The organism is Microbacterium sp. NPDC055599, assembly GCF_053618975.1.
This window is the reverse complement of the sequence record NZ_JBSHIM010000001.1, coordinates 233613-259398: the sequence shown is the minus strand read 5'-3', so window position 1 is coordinate 259398 and position 25786 is coordinate 233613. Positions and strand designations below refer to the sequence as shown.

24 protein-coding genes are annotated in these 25786 nt (G+C 72.0%); 9 read left to right on the top strand and 15 right to left on the bottom strand.

Features of this window, described 5'->3' with window-relative positions; genetic code table 11:
- Positions 1-31 precede the first annotated feature (31 nt).
- Positions 32-451 (top strand): hypothetical protein, encoded by a 420-nt coding sequence (locus tag ACWGQ1_RS01280; protein WP_452312208.1) that lies wholly within the window; start codon positions 32-34, stop codon positions 449-451.
- A gap of 13 nt (positions 452-464) precedes the next feature.
- Here ACWGQ1_RS01280 and ACWGQ1_RS01275 read toward each other — a convergent pair whose 3' ends face one another.
- The 6 genes from ACWGQ1_RS01275 to ACWGQ1_RS01250 all read right to left on the bottom strand — a co-directional run bounded on the left by ACWGQ1_RS01275 (position 465) and on the right by ACWGQ1_RS01250 (position 9084).
- Complete coding sequence (locus tag ACWGQ1_RS01275; RefSeq protein ID WP_136033936.1) at positions 465-1982, bottom strand: SDR family NAD(P)-dependent oxidoreductase; 1518 nt, start codon at positions 1980-1982, stop codon at positions 465-467.
- Positions 1983-2044: 62 nt separating this feature from the next.
- Positions 2045-2803 carry an SDR family NAD(P)-dependent oxidoreductase gene (locus tag ACWGQ1_RS01270; RefSeq protein WP_136033934.1) on the bottom strand — a complete coding sequence of 253 codons (759 nt, stop codon included), beginning with the start codon at positions 2801-2803 and terminating at the stop codon, positions 2045-2047.
- 17 nt (positions 2804-2820) lie between these two features.
- Positions 2821-4047, bottom strand: coding sequence for an ATP-NAD kinase family protein (locus tag ACWGQ1_RS01265; protein ID WP_378803233.1), 1227 nt, complete (start codon positions 4045-4047; stop codon positions 2821-2823).
- Entirely contained in the window at positions 4044-5627 is a 1584-nt protein-coding gene (gene gcvPB / locus ACWGQ1_RS01260; protein ID WP_452312207.1) for an aminomethyl-transferring glycine dehydrogenase subunit GcvPB, read from the bottom strand. Before gcvPB ends, ACWGQ1_RS01265 begins: the two co-directional genes overlap by 4 nt.
- Positions 5624-7006, bottom strand: coding sequence for an aminomethyl-transferring glycine dehydrogenase subunit GcvPA (gene gcvPA, locus ACWGQ1_RS01255; RefSeq protein ID WP_452312206.1), 1383 nt, complete (start codon positions 7004-7006; stop codon positions 5624-5626). Before gcvPA ends, gcvPB begins: the two co-directional genes overlap by 4 nt.
- A complete protein-coding gene (locus tag ACWGQ1_RS01250) occupies positions 7003-9084 on the bottom strand; it encodes a beta-galactosidase (protein WP_452312205.1) in 2082 nt (693 codons plus the stop codon). The genes gcvPA and ACWGQ1_RS01250 overlap by 4 nt, the downstream gene beginning before the upstream one ends.
- A 147-nt stretch (positions 9085-9231) precedes the next feature.
- Between ACWGQ1_RS01250 and ACWGQ1_RS01245 the strand changes: the two genes are divergently transcribed.
- The gene (locus ACWGQ1_RS01245) at positions 9232-9888 is read left to right on the top strand and encodes a GntR family transcriptional regulator (RefSeq protein WP_136036827.1); all 657 of its coding nucleotides are present in this window, start codon (positions 9232-9234) and stop codon (positions 9886-9888) included.
- Between the two features lie 12 nt (positions 9889-9900).
- On the opposite strand, the gene ACWGQ1_RS01240 is transcribed toward ACWGQ1_RS01245, so the two are convergent.
- From ACWGQ1_RS01240 to ACWGQ1_RS01215, 6 genes are all read right to left on the bottom strand, one after another.
- Positions 9901-11598, bottom strand: a complete 1698-nt coding sequence (locus ACWGQ1_RS01240; protein WP_136044750.1) for an amylo-alpha-1,6-glucosidase — start codon at positions 11596-11598, stop codon at positions 9901-9903.
- Positions 11595-12542, bottom strand: a complete 948-nt coding sequence (locus ACWGQ1_RS01235) for a carbohydrate ABC transporter permease (RefSeq protein WP_136036829.1) — start codon at positions 12540-12542, stop codon at positions 11595-11597. Before ACWGQ1_RS01235 ends, ACWGQ1_RS01240 begins: the two co-directional genes overlap by 4 nt.
- On the bottom strand, positions 12539-13501 hold the full coding sequence (locus ACWGQ1_RS01230) for a carbohydrate ABC transporter permease (RefSeq protein ID WP_136036830.1): 963 nt from the start codon (positions 13499-13501) through the stop codon (positions 12539-12541). Before ACWGQ1_RS01230 ends, ACWGQ1_RS01235 begins: the two co-directional genes overlap by 4 nt.
- Positions 13502-13505: 4 nt before the next feature.
- Entirely contained in the window at positions 13506-14813 is a 1308-nt protein-coding gene (locus ACWGQ1_RS01225) for an ABC transporter substrate-binding protein (RefSeq protein ID WP_136032976.1), read from the bottom strand.
- 155 nt (positions 14814-14968) lie between these two features.
- Complete coding sequence (locus tag ACWGQ1_RS01220; RefSeq protein ID WP_452312204.1) at positions 14969-16177, bottom strand: hypothetical protein; 1209 nt, start codon at positions 16175-16177, stop codon at positions 14969-14971.
- Between the two features lie 67 nt (positions 16178-16244).
- Positions 16245-17453, bottom strand: coding sequence for a hypothetical protein (locus tag ACWGQ1_RS01215; protein ID WP_452312203.1), 1209 nt, complete (start codon positions 17451-17453; stop codon positions 16245-16247).
- 124 nt (positions 17454-17577) lie between these two features.
- Between ACWGQ1_RS01215 and ACWGQ1_RS01210 the strand changes: the two genes are divergently transcribed.
- The 5 genes from ACWGQ1_RS01210 to ACWGQ1_RS01190 all read left to right on the top strand — a co-directional run bounded on the left by ACWGQ1_RS01210 (position 17578) and on the right by ACWGQ1_RS01190 (position 20955).
- Positions 17578-18651: a M4 family metallopeptidase gene (locus ACWGQ1_RS01210; RefSeq protein ID WP_452312202.1), complete on the top strand. Its 1074-nt coding sequence runs from the start codon at positions 17578-17580 to the stop codon at positions 18649-18651.
- Entirely contained in the window at positions 18623-18943 is a 321-nt protein-coding gene (locus ACWGQ1_RS01205; RefSeq protein ID WP_452312201.1) for a protealysin inhibitor emfourin, read from the top strand. The genes ACWGQ1_RS01210 and ACWGQ1_RS01205 overlap by 29 nt, the downstream gene beginning before the upstream one ends.
- Before the next feature lie 76 nt (positions 18944-19019).
- A complete protein-coding gene (locus ACWGQ1_RS01200; protein ID WP_136032966.1) occupies positions 19020-19241 on the top strand; it encodes a hypothetical protein in 222 nt (73 codons plus the stop codon).
- A 52-nt stretch (positions 19242-19293) separates the two neighbouring features.
- Positions 19294-20130 carry an RNase H family protein gene (locus tag ACWGQ1_RS01195; protein ID WP_452312200.1) on the top strand — a complete coding sequence of 279 codons (837 nt, stop codon included), beginning with the start codon at positions 19294-19296 and terminating at the stop codon, positions 20128-20130.
- A gap of 87 nt (positions 20131-20217) precedes the next feature.
- Positions 20218-20955, top strand: coding sequence for a Pr6Pr family membrane protein (locus ACWGQ1_RS01190; RefSeq protein ID WP_240744618.1), 738 nt, complete (start codon positions 20218-20220; stop codon positions 20953-20955).
- On the opposite strand, the gene ACWGQ1_RS01185 is transcribed toward ACWGQ1_RS01190, so the two are convergent.
- From ACWGQ1_RS01185 to ACWGQ1_RS01175, 3 genes are all read right to left on the bottom strand, one after another.
- Positions 20946-22298, bottom strand: a complete 1353-nt coding sequence (locus ACWGQ1_RS01185) for an FAD-dependent oxidoreductase (RefSeq protein WP_452312199.1) — start codon at positions 22296-22298, stop codon at positions 20946-20948. The genes ACWGQ1_RS01190 and ACWGQ1_RS01185 overlap by 10 nt on opposite strands.
- A 154-nt stretch (positions 22299-22452) precedes the next feature.
- Positions 22453-23430: an SRPBCC family protein gene (locus ACWGQ1_RS01180; protein ID WP_247982630.1), complete on the bottom strand. Its 978-nt coding sequence runs from the start codon at positions 23428-23430 to the stop codon at positions 22453-22455.
- Position 23431: 1 nt separating this feature from the next.
- Complete coding sequence (locus ACWGQ1_RS01175; protein WP_206251981.1) at positions 23432-23824, bottom strand: ArsR/SmtB family transcription factor; 393 nt, start codon at positions 23822-23824, stop codon at positions 23432-23434.
- A gap of 346 nt (positions 23825-24170) precedes the next feature.
- Here ACWGQ1_RS01175 and ACWGQ1_RS01170 point away from each other — a divergent pair, with 346 nt between their 5' ends.
- Together ACWGQ1_RS01170 and ACWGQ1_RS01165 are read left to right on the top strand one after the other, a co-directional pair.
- Complete coding sequence (locus ACWGQ1_RS01170; protein ID WP_452312198.1) at positions 24171-25433, top strand: DUF6596 domain-containing protein; 1263 nt, start codon at positions 24171-24173, stop codon at positions 25431-25433.
- Complete coding sequence (locus ACWGQ1_RS01165; RefSeq protein WP_136036844.1) at positions 25430-25786, top strand: YciI family protein; 357 nt, start codon at positions 25430-25432, stop codon at positions 25784-25786. Before ACWGQ1_RS01170 ends, ACWGQ1_RS01165 begins: the two co-directional genes overlap by 4 nt.

The window sequence follows — 25786 nt, the reverse complement described above, 5'->3', positions numbered from 1 at the left end:
CTGCACCGCGTCTGCACGATAGTGTTTCGCCATGATGCCCGAAAAGCCGCGCGAACGCGGTGCTCTCTCCCGCCGCACGATCGTCCACGCGGCGTGGGTCGCACCGGTCATCGCGTTCTCTGCCGCTGCTCCCGCCGCAGCCGCCTCGCTCGGCACCCCGGAGCTGACGCTCAGCGCCTTCGCCCTCGACCCGAGCTACGCCTGGGGCACGGTCACCCTCTCCCGCCCCGGCACCGCCGATCTGACGCAGACGTTCGACTTCCAGGGCGACGGAGCCTCCGGCTGGGAGACGATCTACACGGGACAGTCGACGAACTCGTCCGGCTACTACGCCAGCACGCTCCCGCGGTCCGTGATCGGCGCGTACACGCAGCTCCGCGCGGTCGCCAGCGTCACCGGGTACGGCCCGGTCTCGAGCGCCCCCGTCGCCCTCTCCGACATCTGGGCCTGAGCCGTCCGGAGGGTCACCAGGGGCTGGGCTCGTAGTCCTTCAGGAAGACGCCGTGGATGTCCTCGCCCGCCTCGCCGCGCACGATCGGGTCGTACACGCGGGCGGCGCCGTCGACCAGGTCGAGCGGCGCGTGGAAGCCCTCTTCGGCCAGCCGGACCTTCGTGTAATGCGGACGCTCGTCGGTGATCCAGCCGGTGTCGACGGCGGTCATGAGGATGCCGTCCTTCTCGAGCATCTCCCCCGCGCTGGTGCGGGTGAGCATGTTCAGCGCGGCCTTCGCCATGTTCGTGTGCGGATGGCCCGGTCCCTTGTAGCGGCGGGAGAACTGCCCCTCCATCGCCGACACGTTCACCACGTACTTCCGGTGCGCGGATGACGCGGCCATCGAGGCGCGCAGACGGCTGATCAGCAGGAACGGCGCCGTCGTGTTGGCGAGCTGCACCTCCAGCATCTCGAGCGGATCGACCTGGTCGACCGACTGCACCCAGCTGTTGACGCGGTTCACGTCGGGCACGAGCCCGCCCGCGTCGATCGCCGTGCCGTCCGCGTGCTTCTCCAGCGACGACGAGCCGGGGGCCATCGCGAGCCGGGCGAGGTCTTCGGCCGTGAGCGCCTGCCCGCCCTGCTCCGCGACCGTGCCGCCGAGCGCCGCGACCGACAGCAGCGGGTGCGCATCCACCGATGCCTGCAGCGCCTGCGGATGCGGATCGGCGGTGTGGCCGAAGGTCTCCATCTCCGGCAGCGGCCCGTCGGGCAGGGGCTGCAGCTCCGCGTCGGCGAGCAGCGAGTACGCGCCCGGTGAGCGGCGCACGGTCTGCGCGGCGTTGTTGATGAGGATGTCGAGCGGGCCCTGAGCGGCGACCGAGTCGGCGAGCCCGATCACCTGGGCGGGGTCGCGCAGGTCGATGCCGACCACGCGCAGGCGGTGCAGCCAGTCGCTCGCGTCGGGCAGGGCCGAGAAGCGGCGCACGGCATCGCGCGGGAACCGGGTCGTGATGGTCGTGTGCGCCCCGTCGCGCAGCAGCCGCAGCGCGATATGCATGCCGATCTTGGCGCGACCGCCCGTGAGCAGGGCGCGCTTGCCGGTGAGGTCGGTGCGGGCGTTGCGCTTGCCGTGGCTGAAGCGCGCGCAGTCCGGGCACAGCTGGTGGTAGAACGCGTCGACCAGCGTGTACGGCTGCTTGCAGATGTAGCAGTTGCGCGGCTTGAGCAGCTCCCCCGCGATCGGGGCGTCGACCACGCTCGACGCGAGGTCGTTGCCGCGGGTCTCGTCGTCGATGCGGTCGGGAGCGCCCGTGGCGGTGCGGGCGACCACGGCCTTGTCGGCCTCGGCGATCGCATCGCGGATCTGCTTGCGGCGCACGCGCTTGACGTCTTTGAACATCGCGGCGGTCGCCTGGCGCACGGCGATGAAGTCGGGGTGCTCGTTGTCGATCGTGTGCAGCTCGCGGAGCACCCGCAGCGTCGTGGCGAGGTCGTCGGGGTCGATGCCGGGGCCCAGGTCGGGGGTGGCGTCGGGGGCATCGGTCATTGTGCCGATTTTACGCGAGTCGCCTGGGTGCCGACCCCGCGCCTCCGACGCCGTCCCGGCGCTCAGGCGATGCCGCCGCCGTCGACCACGAGGGCTGCGCCCGTGACGTAGGAGGAGTCGTCGCTCGCGAGCCACACCACGGCCTGCGCGACCTCCTCTGGCTCGCCCATGCGGCGCAGCGGGCGGTCGGCGGCCTCGGCCAGGAAGGAGTCCGCGTCCTGCGCGAGCTGGCGCGCCTCGTCCCGCAGCATGCCCGTGTTCACGTCGCCCGGGTTGACCGAGTTCACGCGGATGCCGGCGGGCCCGTGGTCGATCGCGAGCGCACGGGTCATGTTCACCACGGCGCCCTTGGACGCGCAGTACGACAGGGCGCGGCCGCCGCCCTTCAGACCCCAGCCCGAACCGGTGTTGACGATCGAGCCACCGCCCGCGGCCTCCATGATCGGCACGACGTGCTTGCACATGAGGAAGATGGCGCGCACGTTCACGCCGAACACAAGGTCCCACTCGTCGACCTCGATCTCGACCGCGGTCTGGCGGCGGATGATGCCGGCGTTGTTGAACACCACGTCGACCCCGCCGAACTCCTGCACGGCGGTCGCGACGACCCGCTCGATGTCGGGCTCGCGGGACACGTCGGCGGCGACCGCGACCGCCGTGCCACCGGCATCGCGGATCTCGGCGGCCACGGCCTCGGCCGCCTCGGCGTTCAGGTCGACCACGGCGACGGCGGCACCCTCCGCCGCGAGCGCGAGGCAGGTGGCACGGCCGATGCCGCCCGCGCCGCCGGTGACGATGGCCTTCTTGTTCTGGAGTCGCATGGGGGTCCTTTCGGGGGTCAGACGGGGGAGAGTTCGGGTGCGGTCACAGGGTAGAGACTGCTCGTGCCGACGCCGGTGACGACGCGGATGTGCCCGGCGAGCCGGGCGTCGAGCACGGGATCGCCCGTATCGACGAGCAGGGGCCGGCCGTGCAGGTCGACGAGCTTCTGCTCGGGCGCGACGACCAGCAGGGGGTCGTCGCCGAGCGCACGGAGCACGGCCGCGGAGAGCTGCTGGTTGCCTCGGCCGAGCAGGAACCCTTGTCCGCCGATCACGGTCACCACGGCCTGCGCGGCGCCGAGCGCGAGTTCGTCCCGCAGCTGCCGTTCGCTCGCGCCGCGGACGAGGAGCCGCCCGTCGAGCACGACGTCGACCCCGAGGGGCGTGCCGTCGAGGCCGAGCTGCCGCGCGATCTCGGCCGTGGTGCCGCCGGGGCCGAGCAGGTAGCGCACGCCGGGCTGCATCCGGGCGACCGCGCCGCGCGCTGCGGCCTCGACGGCGGCGGCCTCGGTCGCGGGGGTCGGGGCCTTGCGCGCCTGCGTGCGACCGGCGTGCACGGGCACCCGCACGAGTCCGTACAGCGTCGGCTCGACCCTGGCCCGGCGCATCGCGGCCTCGTCGATGTCGAGCACCTCGCGCTCCGCCGTCGGGAGCCCTCCGTGGTCGATCCAGTCGGCCGCGAGGGCTCCGGCCGCGCGCGGGCTCACCGCGAACACGGGCGAGTACATCTTCACGCCCGCGGGCACCCCGAGCACGGCCGGGGTGCCCGCGCGACTGCGGAGTTCGGTCGAGGTCCGGCCGGGAGCGGGAGCCACGGTCGCGCGACCGTCAGTTTTCTCCGGAGTTGTGAGCGCCGCAGCGAGGTCGAGCGCCGCGACCGCATCGCGCAATGTGCCGTCACCCCCGACGACGAGGATCAGCTCGACCCCGTCCGCCGCGAGGGCCGCGACCGCCCGGGACGTGTCGGCGGCCTCGGTCCGGACAGCCTCCGCGGGGGTGGAGAGCACGCGGGGCCGGAGCCCGGCGGCGCGCACCGCGTCGGCACCCAGGACTCCTGCGGCCGTGGCCACCTCGAGCCCCGGGTGCCGCGCGGCCAGGGTCGTCAACGCCGAGGCCGCGCGCTCCTGCACACGCGAGCGCGCTCCGCGCTCGACGGCGAGGCGCTGCACCTCCGGGCCGTCGGAGCCCGCGAGACCCGCGGGTCCGCCGACGCCGGCGACGGGGTTGACGACGAGACCGATCACGACGCGGCGGCCTCCGCGGCGAAGTACTTGCGGCGGTACGCGCGCCACGTGACGGCCCAGCGCTCCGGGTCGTCGAGGTCGTCGTGGTGCGTGTGGTGCACGGTCTGGTTGTGCGGGGCGGTGCGCACGACCTCGGGGTTCTCCCTGGCCTCGCGCGCGACCTCGGCCAGCGTCGCGGCGTACTCGTCGAGCTCGCTCATGGAGTACGACTCGGTGGGCTCGAGCGTGAACGGCTGCGGCACCACGTAGGGGTGGTGGCTCGTCCAGTAGTGCATGCCGAAGTCGGTCATGCGCACGCCGATCTCCTCCGACGACACACCGGTCTCCTGGTACAACTCCTCCCACGAGTACCGCACCTGCTCGATGCGGCGACGGCCGGTCGCGTACGGCGCCGAGGCCCCGGGGATCGCGAGCACCTTCGCCATCAGGTAGTTGTTGTTGAGCACCGCGGTCTCGGCGGCGGCGAGCAGCCCGTCCGCGCCGAGCGCCATGATCCACGAGTAGGCCTTCACGAGCGCGGGGATCACGCCGAAGAACGGCCCGACCGCGCCGATGGACCGCTCGCCCGCCTCGGCGACCGCGAACGTCCCGTCATCCTCGCGCACCACGCGGGGGCCCGGGAGGAACGGGGCGAGGGCCGCGCTCACGGCGTTGGCGCCCGAGCCGGGGCCGCCGCAGCCGTGCGGGGTGCCGAACGTCTTGTGCAGGTTGAAGTGGCACACGTCGAACCCGGCGTCGCGGGCCCGGGTGATGCCGAGGATGCCGTTCGCGTTCGCCTGGTCGTACGAGGCGAGGGCGCCCACGGCGTGCGCGGCGTCGACCCACTCGCGGATCGCGGGGTTGTAGATGCCCGTGTCCTCGGGGTTCGTGACCATGATGGCCGCCGTGCGCGGGGACAGCGCCGCCGTGAGCGCGTCGAGCGACGGGTAGCCGTCGGCGTCGGGATACACCGTGATGACCTCGTAGCCCGCGGCCTTCGCGGCTGCCGCGTTCGAGGGGTGGCTGAAGATCGTGGTGATGACCTCCCGGCGCTGCTCCGCCTCGCCGTTCGCCTCGTGGTAGGCGCGGATCATCGAGATGTTCGACCAGATCGCCGCGGAGCCGCCCTGCGTGTGCAGCGAGACCTCGTCCATGCCGGAGATCTCGGCGAGCATCCGCTCCAGCCGCCACACGATCTCCAGCACGCCCTGCGCGTCGGCCGGGTCCTGGTGCGGGTGCATCGCGGTCAGCTGCGGGGTGCCGGCGAGCTGGTCGTTGATCTTGGGCGCGTACTTCATGGTGCAGGTGCCCTGACCGATGTCGACGTTGAAGTCGGCGCCGAGGTTCTCCTGCGACAGGCGCAGGTAGTGCTTGAGCACGCGCATCTGCCCCATCTCGGGCAGCGCGGGAGCGGCGGGGCGGCGCAGGGCGGGCGGCAGGTCGGCGACCACGTCGCCCACGGCGCTGCGCACCTCGGGCTCCACGGCCGAGAGGAGCACGCCGCGCTCGCCCGGGGTGGAGAGCTCGAAGACGATCGGCTCGTCCCATCGGGCCTGCTGGAAGCGGCGGAGTGCCGGCTTGGGGGCGACGGGGAGGCTCATCGGTTCTGCTCCTCTGCGAGCTCGGGGGCGACGACCGCGGCGAGCGCGGACGCGAGACGGTCGATGTCGGACTGGGACGTGAGCTCGGTCACGCAGACGAGAAGGCGGTGCTCGTCCACGACCACGCCGGGCTCGATGCCCTGGGCGCGGAGGGCGGACACGACCTCGGCGGCCGGCACGGGCAGCGTGACGGTGAACTCACGCAGGTGCACGGCGTCGTCGTCGAGCGTGACCCCGGGCAGCGCGGCCAGAGACTGCTGCGCGTAGCGGGTGCGGGCGAGCAGCACCTCCCCCAGCTCGGCCATCCCGGCGGGTCCCATCAGCGACAGGTACACCCCGGCGGCGATGCCCCAGAGCGCGGCGGCCGTGCCGACCCACTCCTTCCCCTCCTCGCGGTGCGCGAACGAGGTGCGGTCGTAGGCGACGTCGCCGAACCCGTACTCTCCTGGCACGTCGGTGGTGGCGAGACCGAACAGGCGCGACGGCATCTCCATCACGAACCGGGGGTCGTCGTGCACCGCGATGAAGCCGCCGTGGGCTCCGCCGAACCACTGGTGCAGGCCGAGCGACTGGATGTCGCCCGTGACGATGTCGGCTCCGGCGAGCGCGGGCGGCGCGAGCACGCCGTAGCCGATGGGGTCGGTGCCCACCACGAGCACGGCGCCCGCAGCGTGCGCGGCGTCGGCGATCTCGCGGAGCGCGGCCTCGACCGCGCCCGTGGCGCTGGGCGTCTCGACCCAGACCGCGGCCACGTCGTCGCCGAGGGCCGCGCGGACGGCGGCCACGTCGGCGGTGCCGTTCACGGTGGGGAGGTGGTCGAGGGTCAGGTGCGCCCGGATGTAGTCGTGCACCTTCGAGGTCTTCGCGGGCAGCACGTCGCTGGCGACCAGCACGCGCGGGCGTCCCGTGAGGCGTCCGGCCATGGCGAGCCCGGTCGCGGTGGCCTGGTAGCCGTCGTAGGTCGGCACGTTCACGACGTCCATCTCCAGCAGCTCCGCCATGAGCGACTGGTACTGGAACAGCGCCTGGAAGCGGCCGTGGTCCTCGTACGGCTCTCCGGCGTAGGCGGTCAGGAACTCGCTGCGGCCGATCACCTCGTCCACGACCGCGGGCACGTAGTGGTTGTAGGTGCCCGCGCCGAGGAAGCTCAGGCGCTCCTGCGTGGAGCGGTTCTTCGCCAGGAGCCCCCGCACGTGCCGCGCGAGGTCCTGCTCGGCGACGAACGGCGCCGGCAGGTCGAGCGGGCGGCCGAGCCGCAGCGCCTCCGGCACGTCGGCGTAGAACTCGTCGACGGTCTCGGCGCCGACGGCCGCGAGCATCGCGGCGCGCGACTCGGGTGCGGTGTTGGGGATGTACGGATGCACGAACGGGGCGGTCATGCGTCCTCCTTCACGGGGATGGGGGTGGCGGTCGGGATGGTGTCGGCGCGGGGCGAGGCGAGCACGGCGACGCCGTAGCGGTCGAGGTCGAGCCGGTCGCTGTGCCGGGCGCCGGTGAGCAGGTCGACCCCGGGGCCGGGCAGCTCGACGGCGACGGGCGCGCGTCCGTGGTTGAGGTAGAAGGTGTAGTCGGTGGTGTCGTCCGCGCGGGTGACGACCTCCACGTCGAGGTCGACGTGGTCGCGCGCCGGAAGACCCGCGGTGCGCAGCACGTCACGGAACAGCGGCAGCATGCCGTCGTGGTCGATCATGGCGCTGACGTACCAGGCGGAGCCGCGTCCGACCGGGCGACGGGTCACGGCGGGGAGCCCCGCGAGCTCTCCGCTCGCGTACGTGCCCCGGACCTGCACGTCGTCGTCGGCCTCGATCCACTCGCTCCAGCTCGGGACGGTCAGGGTCTCGCCCGCGTAGGCGATCTGCTCCGTCTCACCGTCCGCGAGCGGCCACTGCTCGTCCACCTCGATGCCGAGCAGCGTCCGCAGTGGGCCGGGCGCACCGCCGTCGTGCACCTTCTCGGTCGCGTCGACTACCCCGGAGAAGGGCCCGACGACGAGGTGGCCGCCGCGCTCCACGAAGGCCGCGAGTGCGTCGGCGTGCTCCTGCTCCGCGATGTACAGGTTCGGCACCACGACCACGTCGTAGCGGTCGAACGGACCGGCGGCACGCACCGCGTCGACGGGCTGTCCGAGGGCGTACAGGGCCCGGTGCCAGGCGCGGGCCTGCTGCGCCCACTGCAGCCGCTGCGAGGGGAGCGACTCCGCGGCGCTCGATCCCCACCAGGAGTCCCAGTCGACGACGAGGCCGACGCGGGAGCGCACCCGGGTGCCGCGCACGGCCTCCAGCTTCTGCAGTTCGAGGCCGAGGGCCTTGGTCTCGCGGAAGCTGCGCGACCTCTCGCCGCGGTGGCCGAGCATCGAGGAGTGGAACTTCTCCTGGCCGTACTTGGCCTGCCGCCACTGGAAGAACATCACGGCGTCGGAGCCGTGGGCCACGGCCTGCAGGCTCTCCACGCGGATCTTGCCGGGGGCCTTGGGCACGTTCACGTCGCGCCAGCTGGTGGCGCTCGCCGACGACTCCAGCAGCAGCCACGGCTGCCCGTCCTTGAGCGCCCGCATGAGGCCGTAGTTGAGGGCCGCACCCACGTGCGAGGTGGGGTCGGCGGGGTCGGGGTAGGCGTCGTCGGTCACGACGTCTTCCACCGCGGCGAAGTCCCAGTAGTCGAGGTCGCGGAACATGCTCATGAAGTTCGTGGTCACGGCGATGTCGGGGGTGACCTCGCGCAGCACGTCGATCTCGATCTGGAACAGCTCCAGCAGCGCGTCGGAGGAGAACCGTTCGAAGTCGAGCAGCTTGGTGGGGTTCACCGGCCCCGGCGCGCGCTTGGGGGTCTCGATGTGCTCCCACGACGTGTAGCGCTGGCCCCACACGTTCACGCCCCACGCCTCGTTGAGGCCGTCGAGGTCTCCGTAGCGCTCCTGCAGCCAGCGCCGGAAGTGGCGGGCCGACTCGGGGCACCAGCACCGCGAGGTGTGGTCGCCGTATTCGTTGGAGATGTGCCACATCGCCAGGCCGGGGTGCTCGCCGTAGCGTTCGGCCATGGCACGGGCCATGCGGGCGACGTTCTCGCGCCAGATGGGCGACGAGGGGCAGTAGGTCTGGCGGGACCCGAACTCGAGGCGGTGTCCGTCGGCGTCCCACGGCGCCATCTCCGGGTGGGCACGCAGCAGCCACGAGGGCGGGGTGGCGGTCGCGGTGGCGAGGTCGATCGCGATGCCCGCGTCCCACAGCAGGTCGATGATGCGGTCGAGCCACGCCCAGTCGTACACGCCGGGCTCGGGCTCGAGCTGCGGCCAGCTGAAGATCGGGAGGCTCACCATGTTCACGCCCGCTTCGCGCATCAGGCGGATGTCCTCGTGCCAGGTCTCCTCCGACCACTGGTCGGGGTTGTAGTCGCCGCCGAACGCGAGCGCATCCAGGTGCACGCGGCGGAGCGGCTGGTCGGCGCGGGGTCCGGACACGGAGGCTCCTCTCTGAGTCACGGGCCGCCGTGTCGGCGCTCTGGCGCATTCCGACGTCCCGCTGTATTCTGTATACAACACACTAGGTCGCCGTCCGGCCGGGCGTCAACCCATAGGCTGACGGGCAGGCGGCAGAAGGGGAAGGTCATGGCGATCGAACGCAAGAACCTGCGCTCGCAGGTGCGCGAGGAGCTGCTGACCCGCATGCGCGCCGGACTCGTGCAGCCGGGCGAGGGCATCAACGAGGTGCAGCTCGCGACCGAGCTCGGAGTCAGCCGCACACCGCTGCGCGAAGCTCTCATCGCCCTCGAGTCCGAGGGGCAGATCGAGAGCGAGAACGGCAAGGGCTTCCGGTTCGTGCCGCTCAGCGCGTCGGAGTTCCGCGACCTCGCACCCGTCATGGCCGCCCTCGAGAGCCTCGCGCTCGAGCTGAGCCCGCCCGACGAGCTGCGGACGATCGGCGCCCGGCTCAAGGAGATGGCCGACGCCTTCGCCGACGAGCTCGTGGAGCACCAGCTCGTCATCACGAAGGACGACGAGTGGCACAGCCTGATGCTCTCGGCGTGCCCCAACACCCGGCTCCTCGCGGTGATCGACAGCGTGCGCAGCTCGTTCCACCGCTACGAGTCGCTGCTCGTGCCGGAGGACGTGAAGGTCGAGCGCGTCGCCGCCGAGCACGCCGAGATCGCCCGGCACCTCGCGGCGGGAGACGTGCCCGCCGCCGTCCAGGCCCTCAAGCTGAACTGGACGAACGGCATGCAGCGCATCCTCGACAACGCCACCAGCAGCTACTTCACCGCCTGACCCGGCCACGGCTCACCGCGACAGCGTCACGGCGAGGTCGATGAACAGCGCCGCCGACCAGCCGAACGCGGTCGTGGCCGTGCGTGCCTTCTGACCCGTGCGCGGGTGGAAGTACTCGTGCGGGCCGCCGCCGTGGATCACGAGCGCCACGGTCTGCTCCCGCAGCTGCCGTGCGCGCTCGGCGAAGCCGGACGCCTCCAGGCCTTCCGCCACGAGAGCGGCCGTGTTGACCCACACCGGGCCGCGCCACATCCGCTCCTCCGAGAAGTCGGGGTCGGACGCGGCGACCGTCGGCAGGCCCCACGGCAGCGCGAACCGCTCCGGGTCGTCCACCGCGGCACGCAGCGCACCGGCGATCTGCTCCGGCAGGGTTCCGGTGAGCAGCGGCATCAGGCCCACGACGGTGTCGCTCGTGAGCGTCTCGCCGCCGCCGAACGCGAGGAAGCGCTCGCGCTCGGGGTCCCACATGCGCAGCAGCAGCTCCTGCGTCGCCTCGGCGCGCTCGCGGAACCGGCTCACGTCGGCGCCGGGCTCGTATCGGGAGAGCAGGTCGGCGAGCTCGCGGTCCTGCCGCACGAGGTAGGCGCCCAGGTCGGGGGCGGCCGTGGGAAGCGGGCCGTCGAAGATCGGGCTGTCGTCGAGACCTGAGGAATAGGGGTGTCCGTACTCGGGCATGCCGTCGTGGTCGAGATCGCTGCCCGCGAACCACCAGTCCTGCGAGCGCACGACCGTGGCGAGCTGGCGCCGTGCCCAGTCCGGGGCGTCTTCCACCTCCAGCACCGCGCGCAGGGCCCATGCGGCGAGCGGCGGCTTGGTCAGCGGCACGGGCGCCGTGGGGTCGGCGATCTGCGAGCCCGCGCGGCGCAGGTTCGCCCGGTCGCTCTCTGGCAGGTCGTTGCTCGTGGCGAGCACGCCCTCCTCGTGCACGACGTCGGGGAGCTGTCCGTCGGGCTGCGGGAACCGGAACGCGATGTCGAGCTGCTCGCGCGCGAGCGCGGGGTCGCCGTGGCGGAGGCCGACGGCGATGAAGTACGCGTCCCACTGCCACAGCCCCACGTAGCCGATCTTCGACGGCACGATCGCTCTGGCGTCGCCGAGGGAGGGCAGCTCGACGATGTTCGCGCCGAGCACCCACCAGCAGAAGGCGGTCATCTCCTGCAGGTCGTCGCGCACGCGCGGGCACCGGGCGAACCAGTCGTCCCAGACGTGGACCGTGGCGGCGAGGGCGGCCCGGTGATCGCCGGACTCGACCGTGACCGAGCGGTCGGGAGCGACGCGGAGGCGCAGTCCCTCCCCGAGCGCGTGCTCCTCGCTCCGGCCGTCCGGGCGCGTGAGCCGCACGCGCAGGCCGGCATCGCCGCCGATGCTCAGCGTCGCCGGGTCGGCGAAGGTGAGCGTGGCACGCTCTGTCTCCGCATCCGCCCCCACCCCCGGTTCCTGAGCGGGCGCAGCGAGACGAGGGGCCCCGAACGCGATCCTCTCGGGTCGCACGTCGGCCACCGGCAGCACGGCGCCGTCCGCGTCGAGCACCTCCACGAGGTCGAGCACGCGGCACTCCGACAGCCGCCGCTCGTACTCCGAGGTGTGCACGCGCACGCCGTCGCCCTCGCCGAACACGAGCACCCGCGACCGGGGCAGCGTGAACGGCGCGGTGATCAGGTCGAGGTGCCGGCCGGCGAGCCCGGCGAGGTCGAGGTCGTCGGCCATCATCGCCCGCCCAGGCCCGACGCGGCCATGCTGTTGAGGATCTTCCGCTGCCCGATCACGAACACGATCAGCATCGGCACGGTCGCGATGGCCGAGGCCGCCATGACCAGCCCGTAGTTGATCGAGCCGAACTGCCCCTGGAACGAGGTGAGCAGCAGCGGCACCGTGAACAGGTCGGGGGTGTTGAGCAGCACGAGCGGGAACAGGAACGCGTTCCACACGCCGAGCGCCGTGATGATGCTGAGCGCGGCGAGCCCCGGCTTGAGGTTGGGCAGCACGATGCTCCAGAAGATGCGCCACCGGCCCGCGCCGTCGACCAGCGCCGCCTCCTCCAGCTCGCGCGGCAGGGCAAGCACGAACTGCCGCATCAGGAACACCGCGAACGGGTTCGCGATCATGCCGGGCACGATCAGCGCCAGGTGCGAGTCCACCCACCCGATCTGCGACATCAGCAGGTAGAAGGGGATGAGCGTGACCTGCGCGGGGATCATCTGTGTCGCCAGGAACACGATGAACAGCACCTTGCTGCCGCGGAAGCGGATGCGCGCGAACGCGTAGCCCGCCATCGATGCGGTCAGCAGCGTGCCCACCACGACCAGCACCGCGATGTAGGCGCTGTTCAGATACGCCTGCCCGAACGGCACCGCGTTCCAGGCGTCGGCGTAGTTCTCCACCGTCCACGGGTTCGGGAGGAACTCGAGCGGGTTCTTCAGCAGCTGCGGCAGCGTCTTGAACGACGTCAGCAGCATCCACACGAACGGGAACACCATCGAGATGCCGGCGATCGTGAGCACCACGTGGAGCGCGGTGGCTCCGAGGCGACGGCGGGCGCGGTCGGCGCCGGGCCCGCCGCGACCGCGGCGACGGTAGCCGGGGGCCGTGAGGGCGACGGTCGAGTCGGTCGCGGGGGCGGCCGGCTCGATGAGCGAGGGCGTCTGGAGGGTCATGCCGGGTCATCCTCGTAGTGGACGAACTTCTTCTGCGCGCCGAACTGGATCGCGGTGATGACGAGGGTCAGCACGAGCAGGATCACGCTCGCGGCGCTCGACGGACCGAACTCGAACCGCCCGAAGCCCAGATCGAAGATGTGGTAGACGATCGTGCGGGTGGCGTTGTCCGGGCCGCCGCCGGAGACGAGCACGTAGACCGTGTCGAACGTCTGCAGCGACGAGATGAAGGCGATCACCGACGAGAAGAACACGATCGGGGAGAGCAGCGGCAGGCGGATGCCGGTGAACAGTCGCCAGGCGCCGGCGCCGTCGATGCGGGCGGCCTCGATGACCGAGGGCGAGATGTTCTGGAGCCCGGCGAGGAAGATCACCACGTTCAAGCCCATCGACGACCAGATCGTGACGATGCAGACCGCGAGGAGCGCGAGCTTGGGGTCCTGCAGCCAGTCGGGCGGGGTGATGCCGAACACGTTGGCGATGGTGGTGGACAGCAGGCCGTCCGCGCGGAACATCTGCTGCCAGATCATGGCGACCGCGACCGTCGACGTCACGACGGGCGCGAAGAACAGGATGAGGTAGAGCGTGCGGGTCTTGAGCCGTTCGAGCGCGACCGCGACGATCACGGCGAGCGTGAGGCCGATCGGCACGGTGATGACCGCGATCAGCAGGGTGTTGAGGATGGCGCGGCCGAGGAGCGGGTCGGTGAGCTGCTCGGCGAAGTTCGCGAAGCCCACCCACTCCAGGTCGCTCAGCCCGTCCCACTCCGCGAAGGCCAGCACCAGGCTGGCCCCGAACGGCAGGATGACGAACAGGGCCATGCCGAGCAGCTGCGGGGCGACGAACACGTAGCCCCAGCGGCGGTCGCGGCGGCGCCACGCGGCCTCGGGGCGCAGGGGCGGGGCGGATGCCGCAGGCTCGGCCTGCGGCATCCGTCCGTTCTCGGTGAGAGTGGTCACCGGTCTACTTCTCCGACCGTTCCGCGACCACGTCGGCGATCGTGTCGAGCGTGGTCTGCGCGTCGACCTTGCCCTCGTAGAGCTTCTGGAACTCCTCCGCGATGGCGACGGGCAGCCCGGGGATGCGCGCCTCGGCGGGGTAGTCCTCGAAGCCGATGTCGCGCATGTCGAGGAAGGTCTGCGCGTGCGCGGGGTAGTCACCCTCCAGCACGACCTCGTCGGCGCCCTTGATGGACGGGACCGCGTTGCCGCCGCCCTCGAGGCGGAAGGTCTGTCCCTCTGCGGAGAGGAACTCGGTCCAGAACGTGAACGCGGCGTCCTTCACCTTGGTCTTGCCGTTGATCGCGAGGAACGACGTGGCGACGCCGGTCGGGGCTTCCGCTCCATCGGGGGTGGGCCAGCGCACGATGTCGTAGCTGTCCTGCTCGCCCGCCGCGCTCACGGTGCCGATCGTGTAGCGCCCCTGCACGAAGAACCCGGCCTTGTGCGTCACGAACACGCTGTCGGCACCGGCGCCGTCGGGGAGGGTGTCGGCGACCACGAAGGTGCCGTCCTGGAAGAGGTCGCCGAACTGCTGCATGGCCTCGACCGTGTCGGCGTCCTCGTTGGCGACGAACGTCCCCTTGTCGTCGTACGGGGCGTCCAGGCCCTGCGACGACAGCCAGCTCCAGTGGGTGGCCCAGTAGTTCCAGTACATGGTGCCGGTGAGGCCCGCGTCGTGCAGGGCCGCGTTCATCTCGAGGAACTTGTCGGTGGTCCACTCGCCGTTCTCGGCCAGGGTCGCGGGGTCTTCGGTGATGCCGGCCGCGGCGAGCGCCTGCTTGTCGTACCAGAACACGTCGGGGTTGGAGTCGTTGGGCGCCGCGTAGACCTCGTCGTCCTTCTCGGCCGCACCGAACAGGCCGGGGAAGAAGTCGTCGTAGGCGGTCTTGCTGTCCTTCGAGTCCATCAGCTCGCGCAGCGGCATGAGCCGGTTCGAGTCGACGAACTGCCCGATCATGTCGTCGCCCACGTAGAACACGTCGGGCGCGGTGTTGCTGGTCAGCTGGGCGAGCAGCTTGGAGTGGTAGTCGCCGTAGCCGGCCACGGGCTGCAGCTTGACGGTGATGTCGGGGTGGCGCTCCATGAAGTCCTTGTTGAACTCCTCGTAGCGGGTGAGCTCCTCCGGAGTGCCCCAGGTGGACCACACGACGGTGGCCTTGCCGTCGGCGTCGACGCTGCCGCCCCCGCCGCCACCGCTGCACGCGGCGAGTCCGAGTGCGAGCGCTCCGGCGGCGCCCAGGGCCAGATACCGTGTCGCAGCACGTGCCATCTCGCTACCTCTTTCATCGTTGAAGTTCGGGTCGGATCACCCCGCGGGGCTCTCCAGTATTCTGTATACAGAACGCAATCGTGTCAAGGGTGAGCCATCGCCGCACGACGAAGGGGCGGACCCCACCCGGATCCGCCCCTCCTGTCCCGTGGCGCTCAGTGCCCGGCGGCACCCACCACCACGAACTCGTTCGGGATCACGTCGAGCGTGGCCTCGGCCGCCACCTCGCCCGTGTGCAGGTCGACCGCGACGATGCGCTTCTTCGCCGGCTCGGTCACATAGGCGATGTCGCCCACCACCCGCAGGCCCGGGTGCGGGTCCTGCCACTCGGCCGGGCTCTCCCACGCGTCGATGACCGACCAGGAGTCCTGCACCGCACCGGACTCGTCGAGCACGGTGAGGCTGCCGTCGGCGCCCAGCACCACGATGTCGTCGTGGGCGCTGCGCCCCACACCGCGCCACGTGTACTCGGCCGGGGCATCGACCACCGAGAGGCTCGCGGCCGCGGTGTCGACCAGCACCAGCTGCGACAGGAAGTAGCCCTCCTGGTCGGGATCCGTCTTGTAATCGCCGACCGCGACGGCGCTGGTGTCGGTCACGTAGGCGTTGCCGGTGCGCCCGAACTCGTCCGGGGCGTCGAGCTTGGTGAAGGCGCCGTCCGCGAAGAGCAGCACACCGTCCTCGCAGCCGAACATCACGACCTCCCCCTTCAGCGCGCCCTCCCCGTGCACGCTGGGGCACCGCTCGTCGCGCGCGAGCTCGGTGCCGTCCGCCGCCAGGTGCCGCACGCCGCTGCGGGCCTCGGCCGTGCCGATCGAGGACAGGACGGTGCCGTCGGACAGCTCGATGGCCACCCCGTGGTGCGCCGCCTCCGACGTGATGGTGTCGAACTCCGGCAGGGTGCCCGTGCCGACCGCGTCGGTGTCGAACACGCGCACCTCTCCGGTGCCGTCGTCGAACAGCGCGGTGCGGCCGGCGTGCGGGGTCGCGTGTCCGGCGGCCACCGCCTCGAACACCTCCCCGGTGAACTCGACGGCTCCGGAGGCGAGACCGGTGTCGAGCACGTGGAAGCCGTCCTCGGCCGTGACGAACACATGGCCGTCGTGGTCGCCCGCGCCGTTCACGCGCAGGAATCCGTCGAGCTCGGCCTCGCCGACGGTCTCGAGGGTGTCGCCGTCGAGCACGACCACGCCACCGTCGTAGGTGAGGGCGACGTGGGTGTCCGCCTCGTGATGGTCGTGCTGCTCCGGCGCTGCACCGGTGGTGTTCTGGGACGCGGGGGAGGCTCCGGCGCATCCAGCGAGGGCCACGGCGGCGATCGCGCCGAGGGCGCCGAGCGCGAGGCGGCTGCGGGGTCGGGACATGGGTTCGTCTCTCTTTCTTCTCAGGGTGCGCGGATGCGCGGCGGCGCGGGGCGCCGAGGACTCTGGGTCAGCCGACCAGCTGGAGGAACACGGCCTCGAGGTCGCTGAAGGTACGGGTGATGCGCGCGTCACCGTGGTCGATCTCGTAGACCGTTCCCGCGGCGGGATCGGCGACGTAGACGCGTCGTGCGGACACCCGCAGCTCCACGCGGTCTCGCAACGCCGGGTCTGCGATGGTCGCCGCGAGCAGGGGCTCGGTGCGGGCCAGCACGGATCCGTCCGGCGCCAGCACGCGGAGCCGTCCCTCCGCGTCGACCGCGACCGTGCGACCGGCGTCGTCTCCGACGGCGACGGCGCGGATGAGCGGGACGTCGGAGGGGAGCAGCGTCCAGGTGCGCTGACGCACGTCGAGCAGCCACGCACCGTCGTCACCGGCGACACCGGCGAGGTCCGGCCGGTCGGCGCGACCGTCGAGCCGCGTCGCCGCGGGTGCTCCGGCCGGATACGGGATCGCCTCGCCGACGATCTCACCGCCCACCTGCCGGGTGAAGAGCACCGCCCCTTCCGCGCACGCGAAGACCGCGCCGACGCGGGTGAGGTCGGCGTCGGAGACCGCGCCGCACGGTATCTCGGCCGCGGCGGCAGGGGCGCCCTCGCCGTCGACGATCCGGATGGTGCCGGAGGCGGTGGGCACGAGGAGCCGGTCGGCGAACGGGAGGACCGGGCCTGCGTGCGCCAGGTCGAGCCGGGCGGTGCCGAGTCCGCCGGCGAGGTCGTCGTGCGGGAGCACGACGACCTCCGCGCCGCCGAAGCCGATCGCCGTGCTCTGACCGGCCCCGCTCACCCGCACCTCTCCGTGGCCGTCCAGCGAGCCGAGCTGCCGCGGCTCGCCCTGGAACGAGTGCGTGTGGTCGCCGTGCGGCACGGTCCAGCGCCCGGTATCCACCACGTCCACGGTCGCGTCGTCGCCCTCGGTGCGGGCGAGGAACACGAGGCGCCCATCGCCCGACACCGCGGCCCTCCCGGCCCCGGCGTCAGTGAGGACGACGCGCTCCTCGGTGTCGAGATCGAGGAGGGTGAGGGCGCCCCGCTCGTCCGCGACGGCGAGGGCGAGGGCGGGCGCAGCGACCTCCGCGGCGCCGCCCGAGTCGATGCCGTGCGCACCGGGATCCGCCGTCGCAGCGGGCGCGACCGGGGAGGCGCACCCGGCGGCGGCGAGGAGGACGAGGAGGGCGGAGGGGGCGAGGGCTGCCCGCCGGAGGAGTGCGAGGTTCATGACTCTGTCACCCTATTGAGAACGATTCTCAATCTCAAGTCAGGGAGTGAGGGAGCCGAACGGTGGCCTGTCCGGTGCGACGAGCGAGCGGACGAACGTCCGAGGCGGGGCGTAGGGTCGCACCATGAGCAGCGCAGAACCCCTCCCGCGGCACGGCGTCATCCCCTCCTACCTGCTCGCGCGCCTCGCCGAGTCCGGCCGCTTCCCCAGGGCGGCAGCCGCCGCCCGCCAGACCCTCACGGCCGGGCGTCCACCGTTCCGCGCCCGCATCGACCTCTCGATCGACGAGAACGGCGACCTCGTCGCCCAGCTGTCCGACGCGCCGAACCGCACGATCAGCGACGCCGGCAACACGCAGCAGCTGCCGGGCGCCGTGGTGCGCGGCGAAGACGACGCGCCGGTTGACGACCCCGCCGTGAACGAGGCCTTCGACGGCCTCGGCGCCACGTTCGAGATGCTGCTCGCCGCCTTCCAGCGCAACTCGCTCGACGACGCGGGGGCGCCGCTCGACGCGACCGTGCACTACGGCGTCGACTACGACAACGCGTTCTGGGACGGCGAGCGCATGGTGTTCGGCGACGGCGACGGCGAGGTGTTCCGCGGCTTCACCGGCTCGCTCACCGTGATCGGGCACGAGCTCGCACACGGGGTCGTGCAGCACACCGCGAACCTGGAGTACCAGGGCCAGCCCGGCGCCCTGAACGAATCGATCGCCGACGTCTTCGGCGCGCTCACCGAGCAGTACGCGCAGGGCCAGACCGCGGCGCAGGCGAGCTGGCTCATCGGCGCCGAGATCTTCACCGAGGCCGTGCAGGGCGCGGCGCTGCGGTCGATGATCGCCCCCGGCACGGCCTACGACGACGATGAGCTCGGCAAAGACCCGCAGCCCGACCACATGAGCGGCTTCGTCCGCACGACCGAGGACAACGGCGGCGTGCACATCAACTCGGGCATCCCCAACCGCGCGTTCGCCCTGTTCGCGCGCGACCTCGGCGGCAACGCCGGGGAGCGCGCGGGAACCGTCTGGTACCGGGCGCTCACGGGGGGGCTGTCGAGCACGGCCACGTTCACGGAGTTCGCCGACGCCACGGTGGCCGCGGCCGTCGCGGTCGACGAGGAGACGGCGGCCGCGGCTCGACGGGCGTGGAGCGCCGTGGGAGTCTATGAGCATGAGCGAGGACCCGGCACCTCCGAGTGACGCCCCCGTCGTGATCGCCGTCGTGCGATCGGGCGGCATCGCGGGCATCCGTCGCCAGTGGCGTGTGGAGGCGGAGCCGTCCGACGCGGACGAGTGGATCACGCTCATCGACCTCTGCCCGTGGGACCAGGACGCCGACGCGTCACCCGGGGCCGACCGCTTCATGTGGAGCATCCGCGCGCACACGCCCTCCGAGCGCCGGGAGCGCGAGCTGCCCGACTCCGCGCTCGAGGGCCCCTGGCGGACGCTCGTCGAGGCCGTGCGCGCCGCCTCGACCCGCGACCCCGCCTGAGCCCGGCCCGCGGGCAAGCGATCAATCCCGTGTGAATGCGACCGCGGGTCGTGCGGCCGGGGTCATGATGGACTCCATGGGACTCTTCCAGCAGCGACCCGAAGAAGAAGAGCAGCAGTGGGCTCTGCCGTCCGAGCCGCTCGAACGCTCCGACGCCGACCTCCTCGACACGGCCCCCGCGGTGGACCCCCTCACGCTCGGCCTCGGCGCCCCGGCCTCCGTGAGCTCGATCGTGTTCCCGGTCGCACCGCCCGCGCCCGAGGCGGCGACGATCGAGAATAGCGACCCCGAGGACTGACCGCGCTGCCCTCTCGCGCGGCCGCGTCGGCCCCCACCGATACGGTGGAAGGATGACCATCACCGCCGCCGCAGACGGCTCCGCCCTGGGCAACCCCGGCCCGAACGGCTGGGCCTGGTACATCGACGACGCCAACTGGGCGGCCGGTGGTTCCCCGCACGGCACCAACAACCAGGGCGAGCTGCGGGCCGTGCTCGAGCTCCTCCGCGCGACCGCCGGCACCGACGAGAAGCTGCTGATCGAGTGCGACAGCCGCTACGTGATCGACTCCGTGACGAAGTGGATGCCGGGGTGGAAGCGCCGCGGATGGCGCAAGTCCGACGGGGGCCCCGTGCTCAACCGCGACCTGCTGGAGGGCATCGACGAGGCGATCCGCGGACGGGACGTGGAGTTCTCGTGGGTCAAGGGCCACGCGGGACACCCCTTGAACGAGGCAGCGGACGAGCGCGCGAACGCGGCGGCGAAGGCGTACCAGCAGGGGCAGGAACCGCGCCGGGGCCCGGGCTTCACCCTCGCGACCGACGCCGGTGCCGCGGTCGCCGCCTCCGCCCCCGTCGCCGCGCACGCCGCGACCACCAGCTCTCCCGAGAGGACCGCCCCGGCCGCGAAGACCACCTCCGTCGCGACGGCGACCTCCGCTCCGGCCGCGGGTTCCGACCGCATCACCGGGGTGCCCACCGCGACCGGCCCCGCCGCCACCCCCGTCTCCGGGTCGTACGCGGAACCGCTGTGGGCGGAGCCCTCCGACCTGCTCGACGGCCTCGACCGCCCCGACGACGACCCGATCGAACTGCGGATCCCGCTGTCGTCCGATGAGCACGCGCGCCTCCGCGACCGCGCCGAGGCGCAGGGCGTCTCGCTCGAAGAGGCCCTGCGTCGGCTGATCTGAGCGCACGGCGCAGCCACCCGCGACGCGGCGAGCGCTCGGGTGGACTCCGTAGACTCGGCGGATGATGGTGGGGACGGTGACGCGGCGGTGAGGACCCGTACGGTCTTCGGCCTGCTCCGTCTGAGCGCAGCCGCCATCTGCCTCGTCGCCCTCATCCACCGCATGGCCTGGGGCCTGGCGTCGCACACCATCGCGAGCCAGAACTTCTTCGCCTACCTGACGAACCAGTCCAACCTCGCGTTCGTGGTGCTGCTGTCGATCGCGGGGGTGCTCGCCCTGCGGCGTGCGCGAGACCCGCGGTGGCTCACGGTGGCGCTGGCGCTCGTGCTGACGTGGACGATCACGGCCGGCCTGGTGTTCGCGATCCTGGTGTGGCAGGCGGGTGTGCGCGGCATCCGCATCGACGTGCCGTGGTCGGATCAGGTGCTGCACTTCTACCTGCCGGCGGTCACGGTCGCGGCCTGGGCGCTGGCTCCGGGGCATCGAGCCGTGCCGTGGCGTGTGGTTCCGATCACCCTCGTGTATCCGGTGCTGTGGGGTGTCGCGACGCTCATCCGGGGCCCGCTGATCGGCTGGTATCCGTACTACTTCCTCGACCCGCGGCAGGTGAGCGGTCCGCCCGAGTTCGTGATCTCGTGCGCGGTGGCCCTGGCATCGTTCAGCATCGTCGCGACCGCCCTGGTGCTGATCAGCCGGATGCCGTTGCCGCGGCGGTTGCGCACCGACGCGGATCCCGGGCCCGACGATCCCCCGGACGACGACCGCGGTAGCCCGGCCGGTGCGGTCGATGCGCGCGAGCGGGTCGGCGCGTCGGCTCAGACGTAGACGGTCAGCGACGCCAGCGCCGCGTCGAACGCGTCGTCGTCGCTGAGTTCCGCGAACTCCGCGGCGGCCGCACCGCCGACGATGCCCACCAGCACGTTCTCGCCCGTGACGGGGCGCAGATTGATCCAGGTGGGGATGACCGCGTCGGTGCCGACCGCGTGCCACACGGCCTCGTCGTTCTCCCAGAACGCCTCGTCCCACCGCAGCCACACGGTCTCGATGGACCCCATGCCGAGCGCCGAGATCGCGCCGCGGTTGGCGAAGGGCAACGGCGGGTCGAACTCGATGCTGCGGTCCTGCAGCACCCCGAGCGGCACCGTCACCACCACCCGGTCGAACGACAGGGCCTCCCCGGTGCCGAGGCGCACGCTCACCCCGGTGTCGTCGTAGGCCAGGCGGGCGACCGGGGAGTTCAGGCCGACCTGCACTCCGTCGAGCGCGTGCTCCACGAACGGCACGAGGCTGTCGCGGGTGGCGGCCGGGTCGCCCGTGGGCAGCGGCGGCGCGAACCAGCTGGAGAGCTCGCCGGCTGCGGCACCCGTGCGCGCGGCGAGGATGTCGAGCAGGGCGGCGGTCGAGGGATCCGCGGGGTCGATGCCCGCGGCGGTCAGCGCGTCGGTGACCGAGACGTCTTCCGGGGCGGCCTGGGCGGCGGCGATGGCCGTGGTGACGGGCACGGGATCGACGGGTTCGATGTCGCCGTCGGGGGTGCGCCACAGCGAGCCGGTGAGGTCGACGGTTCCCACGTCGCCGCTGCGCAGCCGGTCGAGCACCTCGGCGTCGTCCTCGCCGAACAGCCAGGCGCCGAGCTGCACCGGCACCGGCCAGGAGTCGTCGCTGCGGGTGAAGACGCGCCCGCCGACGCGGTCGCGCGCCTCGAACACGGTCACCTGCAGGCCCCGGTCGGCGAGGAGGGCGGCGGCGGTGGCTCCCGCGAGGCCCGCGCCGATCACGGCGACGCGCTCCCCCGATCCCGCGGCATCCATCAGCTCGTCGACCACGCGCTCACCCGAGGCGATGGCTCCGCGCACAGTGCCGGGGGCGTCTTCGTCGGTGGCCTCACCCGCGAAGAAGAGGCGGTCGTCGACCGGGCGGCCGAGGGCGGCGCGGGCGTCGGCGAGTACTCCGACGGGGGTGAAGCTGGCGGCTCCCAGGGCGAACGGGTCGGTGGTCCAGGTGCTGCGGATGCTGCCGGCAGGGGCCGGGACGCCGGGCGGCGGCTCGGGCTCACGCGTGCGGGTGGGCGTCGGCGTGGGCTTCGGCTCCGGCGTGCAGGAGGCGAGAAGCACCGAGACGGCACCGGCTCCGGCGCCGAGGAGCAGGGTGCGGCGCGTGATCCTCATCGTGCCGCCACTTTATCCCGCTCCACCCCGGTCCGCCGCCGCGCCTCCGCGACGGGCGGTCCACAACTCCCCGGAAACGGCGAGCAGGGACGCGGAATCGGCCGGATCCACGAGGGACCCGGCCGATTCCGAGGAGTCGTGGACGACGCGGCGGTCAGACCGCCAGCAGTTCGCGTTCCAGGCGGGCGAACGAGGCCTCCATGCCGTCGGCCATGCCGGTGGCGAGGATCATGTCGCGCGTCTCCTTGTCGGGGTACTCGATGAGCACCGTGACGAGCGTGGCGCCGTCCTCCTCGTAGAGGCTCAGGTCGTTGACGGTCTCGGTGGGCATGCCCCGCATGCGTTCGGTGGTGACGGCGCGGCGCGGGGCGTCGATCAGCAGCGCCTCGCCCTCGAACCCGAACGGCTCGCCCTCGGTGTCACCGACCGGCGCCCAGGAGTTGCGGTACGACTGGCCGACCTCGGTCGCTGCGATGCATTCGGTCATCTCCCACCCGTCCGGGCCGAGCATCCACTGGCGGATGAGGTCGGGCTCGAAGTGCGCGCGCCACACCAGCTCGCGCGGACCCTCGACGAGCCGGGTGATGCGCACGTGGGTGTCGTCGAGCAGCTCCACCCGGGTGCCCTTGCCCTGCGCGTAGTCGCGGAGGTCCTGCAGCACGGCGTCGAGCTGGCCCATCGCCATCTTGATGCCCTCGACCTGACCCATCTCGACGACCTGTTCGAGCGCGTCGACCGAGTCGAAGTGGCTCGTGGTGACCATGCGGGTGCCCTCGGGCGTGGAATCGAACGTGAAGCTCATGCGCTGCGCGGGGAAGCCGTCGAGGGGCTTTCCGTGCTCGTCGGCGAAGGAGTCGAGCACCTCGAAGCGGTGCGGTTCCTCGATGGCGAGGAACTCCCAGACGCCCGTCGACTTCTCGCCGCGAGGTCCGTTCATCGTGTAGACCGCGCGGCCGCCGACCGTGTGGTCCCACGCGGTGAAGGTGGCGGGCCAGCCGGGAGGACCCCAGAAGCGCTCGAGCTGGCGCGGATCGCTGTACGCGTTCCAGACCCGCTCAATGGGGGCGGCGAAGTCGGCCGTGACGGTCATCGTGAGGTCGTCGGCATCGGTGGTGACGTCGGTGACGGGCATGTCAGTCTCCTGGGTTCTCTCGTGCGTTGTCGGTGGTGTCGCTGTCGGGGCGACCGGCGGGCGTCTCGGCCAGCAGGTCGTCGAGCCGGGCGATGCGCGACCGCCACAGCTCTTCGTAACGGGCGAGGAGCGCCCTGGCGCGGGCGATCATCTCGGGGTTCGCGCGGACGAGCCGCTCGCGTCCCTCGGCGCGCTTGACGATGAGGTTCGCGGCCTCGAGCACGGCCACGTGCTTCTGGACAGCCGCGAACGACATCTCGTATTCGGCGGCGAGGGTCGAGACGGACTGCTCCCGCTCGATCGTCCGGCGCAGGATGTCGCGCCGGGTCGACGTCGCCAGTGCGTGGAACACACGGTCGACCTCCGCTTCGCTCAGTTCTGTTCGTGCAACCATTTGGTTGTACGTTATGCCTGGCGTGCGGGCGTGTCAAGAGGTACTTGATTGACTGGCTGGTCGCACCGTCTCGGCGGAGTTGTCGAAATGCGCGGGTGCCGTTCGTGGTGTCAGTATCCGGAGTCCTCGGGCTCCCCTCACCCCGGAAGGCGGCACCCGTGCATACTGATCCGATGATGGCGCTGCTGCTCCACGACACGGCAACGCACCAGGGGTCCGTCGCGTGGCAAAGGCGAGCGGCCCTCGCCGATCGCCGGATCGCCGTCCCGCCCGCGCCTCGCGGGAGCGGTGCACGACTCGCTCCGCTCCGGCGCGTCTTCGCGGCCCTGTCGACGCGGAGGGCGTCATGACACCGACCCCCTCCCGCGCGGGGGATGCCATCACGCGGACGCATCGGGAGGAATGGACCCGGATCGTCGCCGGACTGGCGCGCCGCTTCGGCGACCTCGATCTGGCCGAGGAGATGGCCGCGGAGGCGTTCGCGGCAGCCGTGGAGCACTGGCCGGCGCACGGCATCCCGCCGAACCCGGCCGGCTGGGTGACGACCACCGCGAACCGCCGTGCGATCGATCGGCTCCGTCGCGAGGCTCGTCGCGACGAGAAGCACCGGGAGGCGATGATGCTGCACGACACAGACCCGCCGGCATCCGCGGGCGTGGTGGAGGACGATCGACTGCGCCTGCTGTTCATCTGCTGCCACCCGACGCTGCCGCTGGAGGCCCGCGTCGCCCTAACACTGCGCATGGTGGGCGGCCTCAGCGTCGCGGAGATCGCCCACGCGTTCCTCGTGCAGGACACCACGATGGGCCAGCGCATCTCCCGGGCGAAGGCGAAGATCAAGGCCGCCCGGATCCCGTTCACGATCCCGCGCGCGGAGGACCTCCCCGCCCGCACCGACGCCGTCCTGACCGTGCTGTATCTCGTGTTCAACGAGGGGTATCTCGCATCCGGCCCGGACTCGCCCCCGCTCCGGCGAGACCTGACCGCCGAGGCGATCCGCCTCGCGAGACTCGCCCACGACCTCCTCCCCGACGACCCGGAGGTGACCGGGCTCCTCGCCCTGATGCTCCTCACCGAGGCGCGAGCCACCGCGCGCCTGTCCCCCGACGGCGAGCTGGTGCGGCTGGACGAACAGGACAGGACAGCGTGGGACCGGTCCGCCATCGCGGAGGGTCTGCAGCTCCTGCGCTCCCGCGCCGACGAGCGGGACGCCGGGCGTCCGGGACGGTATCTGCTGATGGCCGCGATCAACGCGGTGCACGTCACCGCCGCCGCCGCGCGGGACACCGATTGGGATCGGATCGTGTCGCTGTACACGCGGCTCGAGCAGATCGATCCGAGCCCCGTCATCACCCTCAACAAGGCGATCGCGGTCTCCGAGTTCGACTCCCCGCAGGTCGCCCTCGCGATGATCGAGCCGCTCGCCGAGACCCTCGACGGCCACCACGCCTTCCACGTCGCGCGTGCCGAGCTGCTGCGTGCGCTCGACCGACCGGCCGAGGCCCGCTCCGCCTACGACCGCGCGATCGCCCTCGGCGGCAACACCGCCGAGACCGCGCACCTCATCCGCCGCCGCACTCACCTCACAAGAAACGGAGACACCCCATGAGCAGCACCTACCTCGTCATCCACATGTCCGATTCCACCGGGACCCCGCTGGCCCGCGCGGAGGATCAGGAGATCCTCGAACGCTGGGCGACCGAGGGCGACGCGGCGGGGCGCCTCGGAGACGGCGGCCCTGTCGCCGGACCCGAACAGGCGAAATCCGTCGCGGTCCGCGACGGGAAGACGATCATCACCGACGGGCCGTTCCCGGAGTTCAAGGAGTGGTTCGCTGGTTACGACCTCGTCACCGCCGACTCGATCGACGAGGCCGCCGCCTTCATGGCGAAGCATCCCGTCGCGATCGCGGGCCGGATCTACATCCTGCCGCTGGTGAAGCTCCCCTGGGACGAGTCCTGA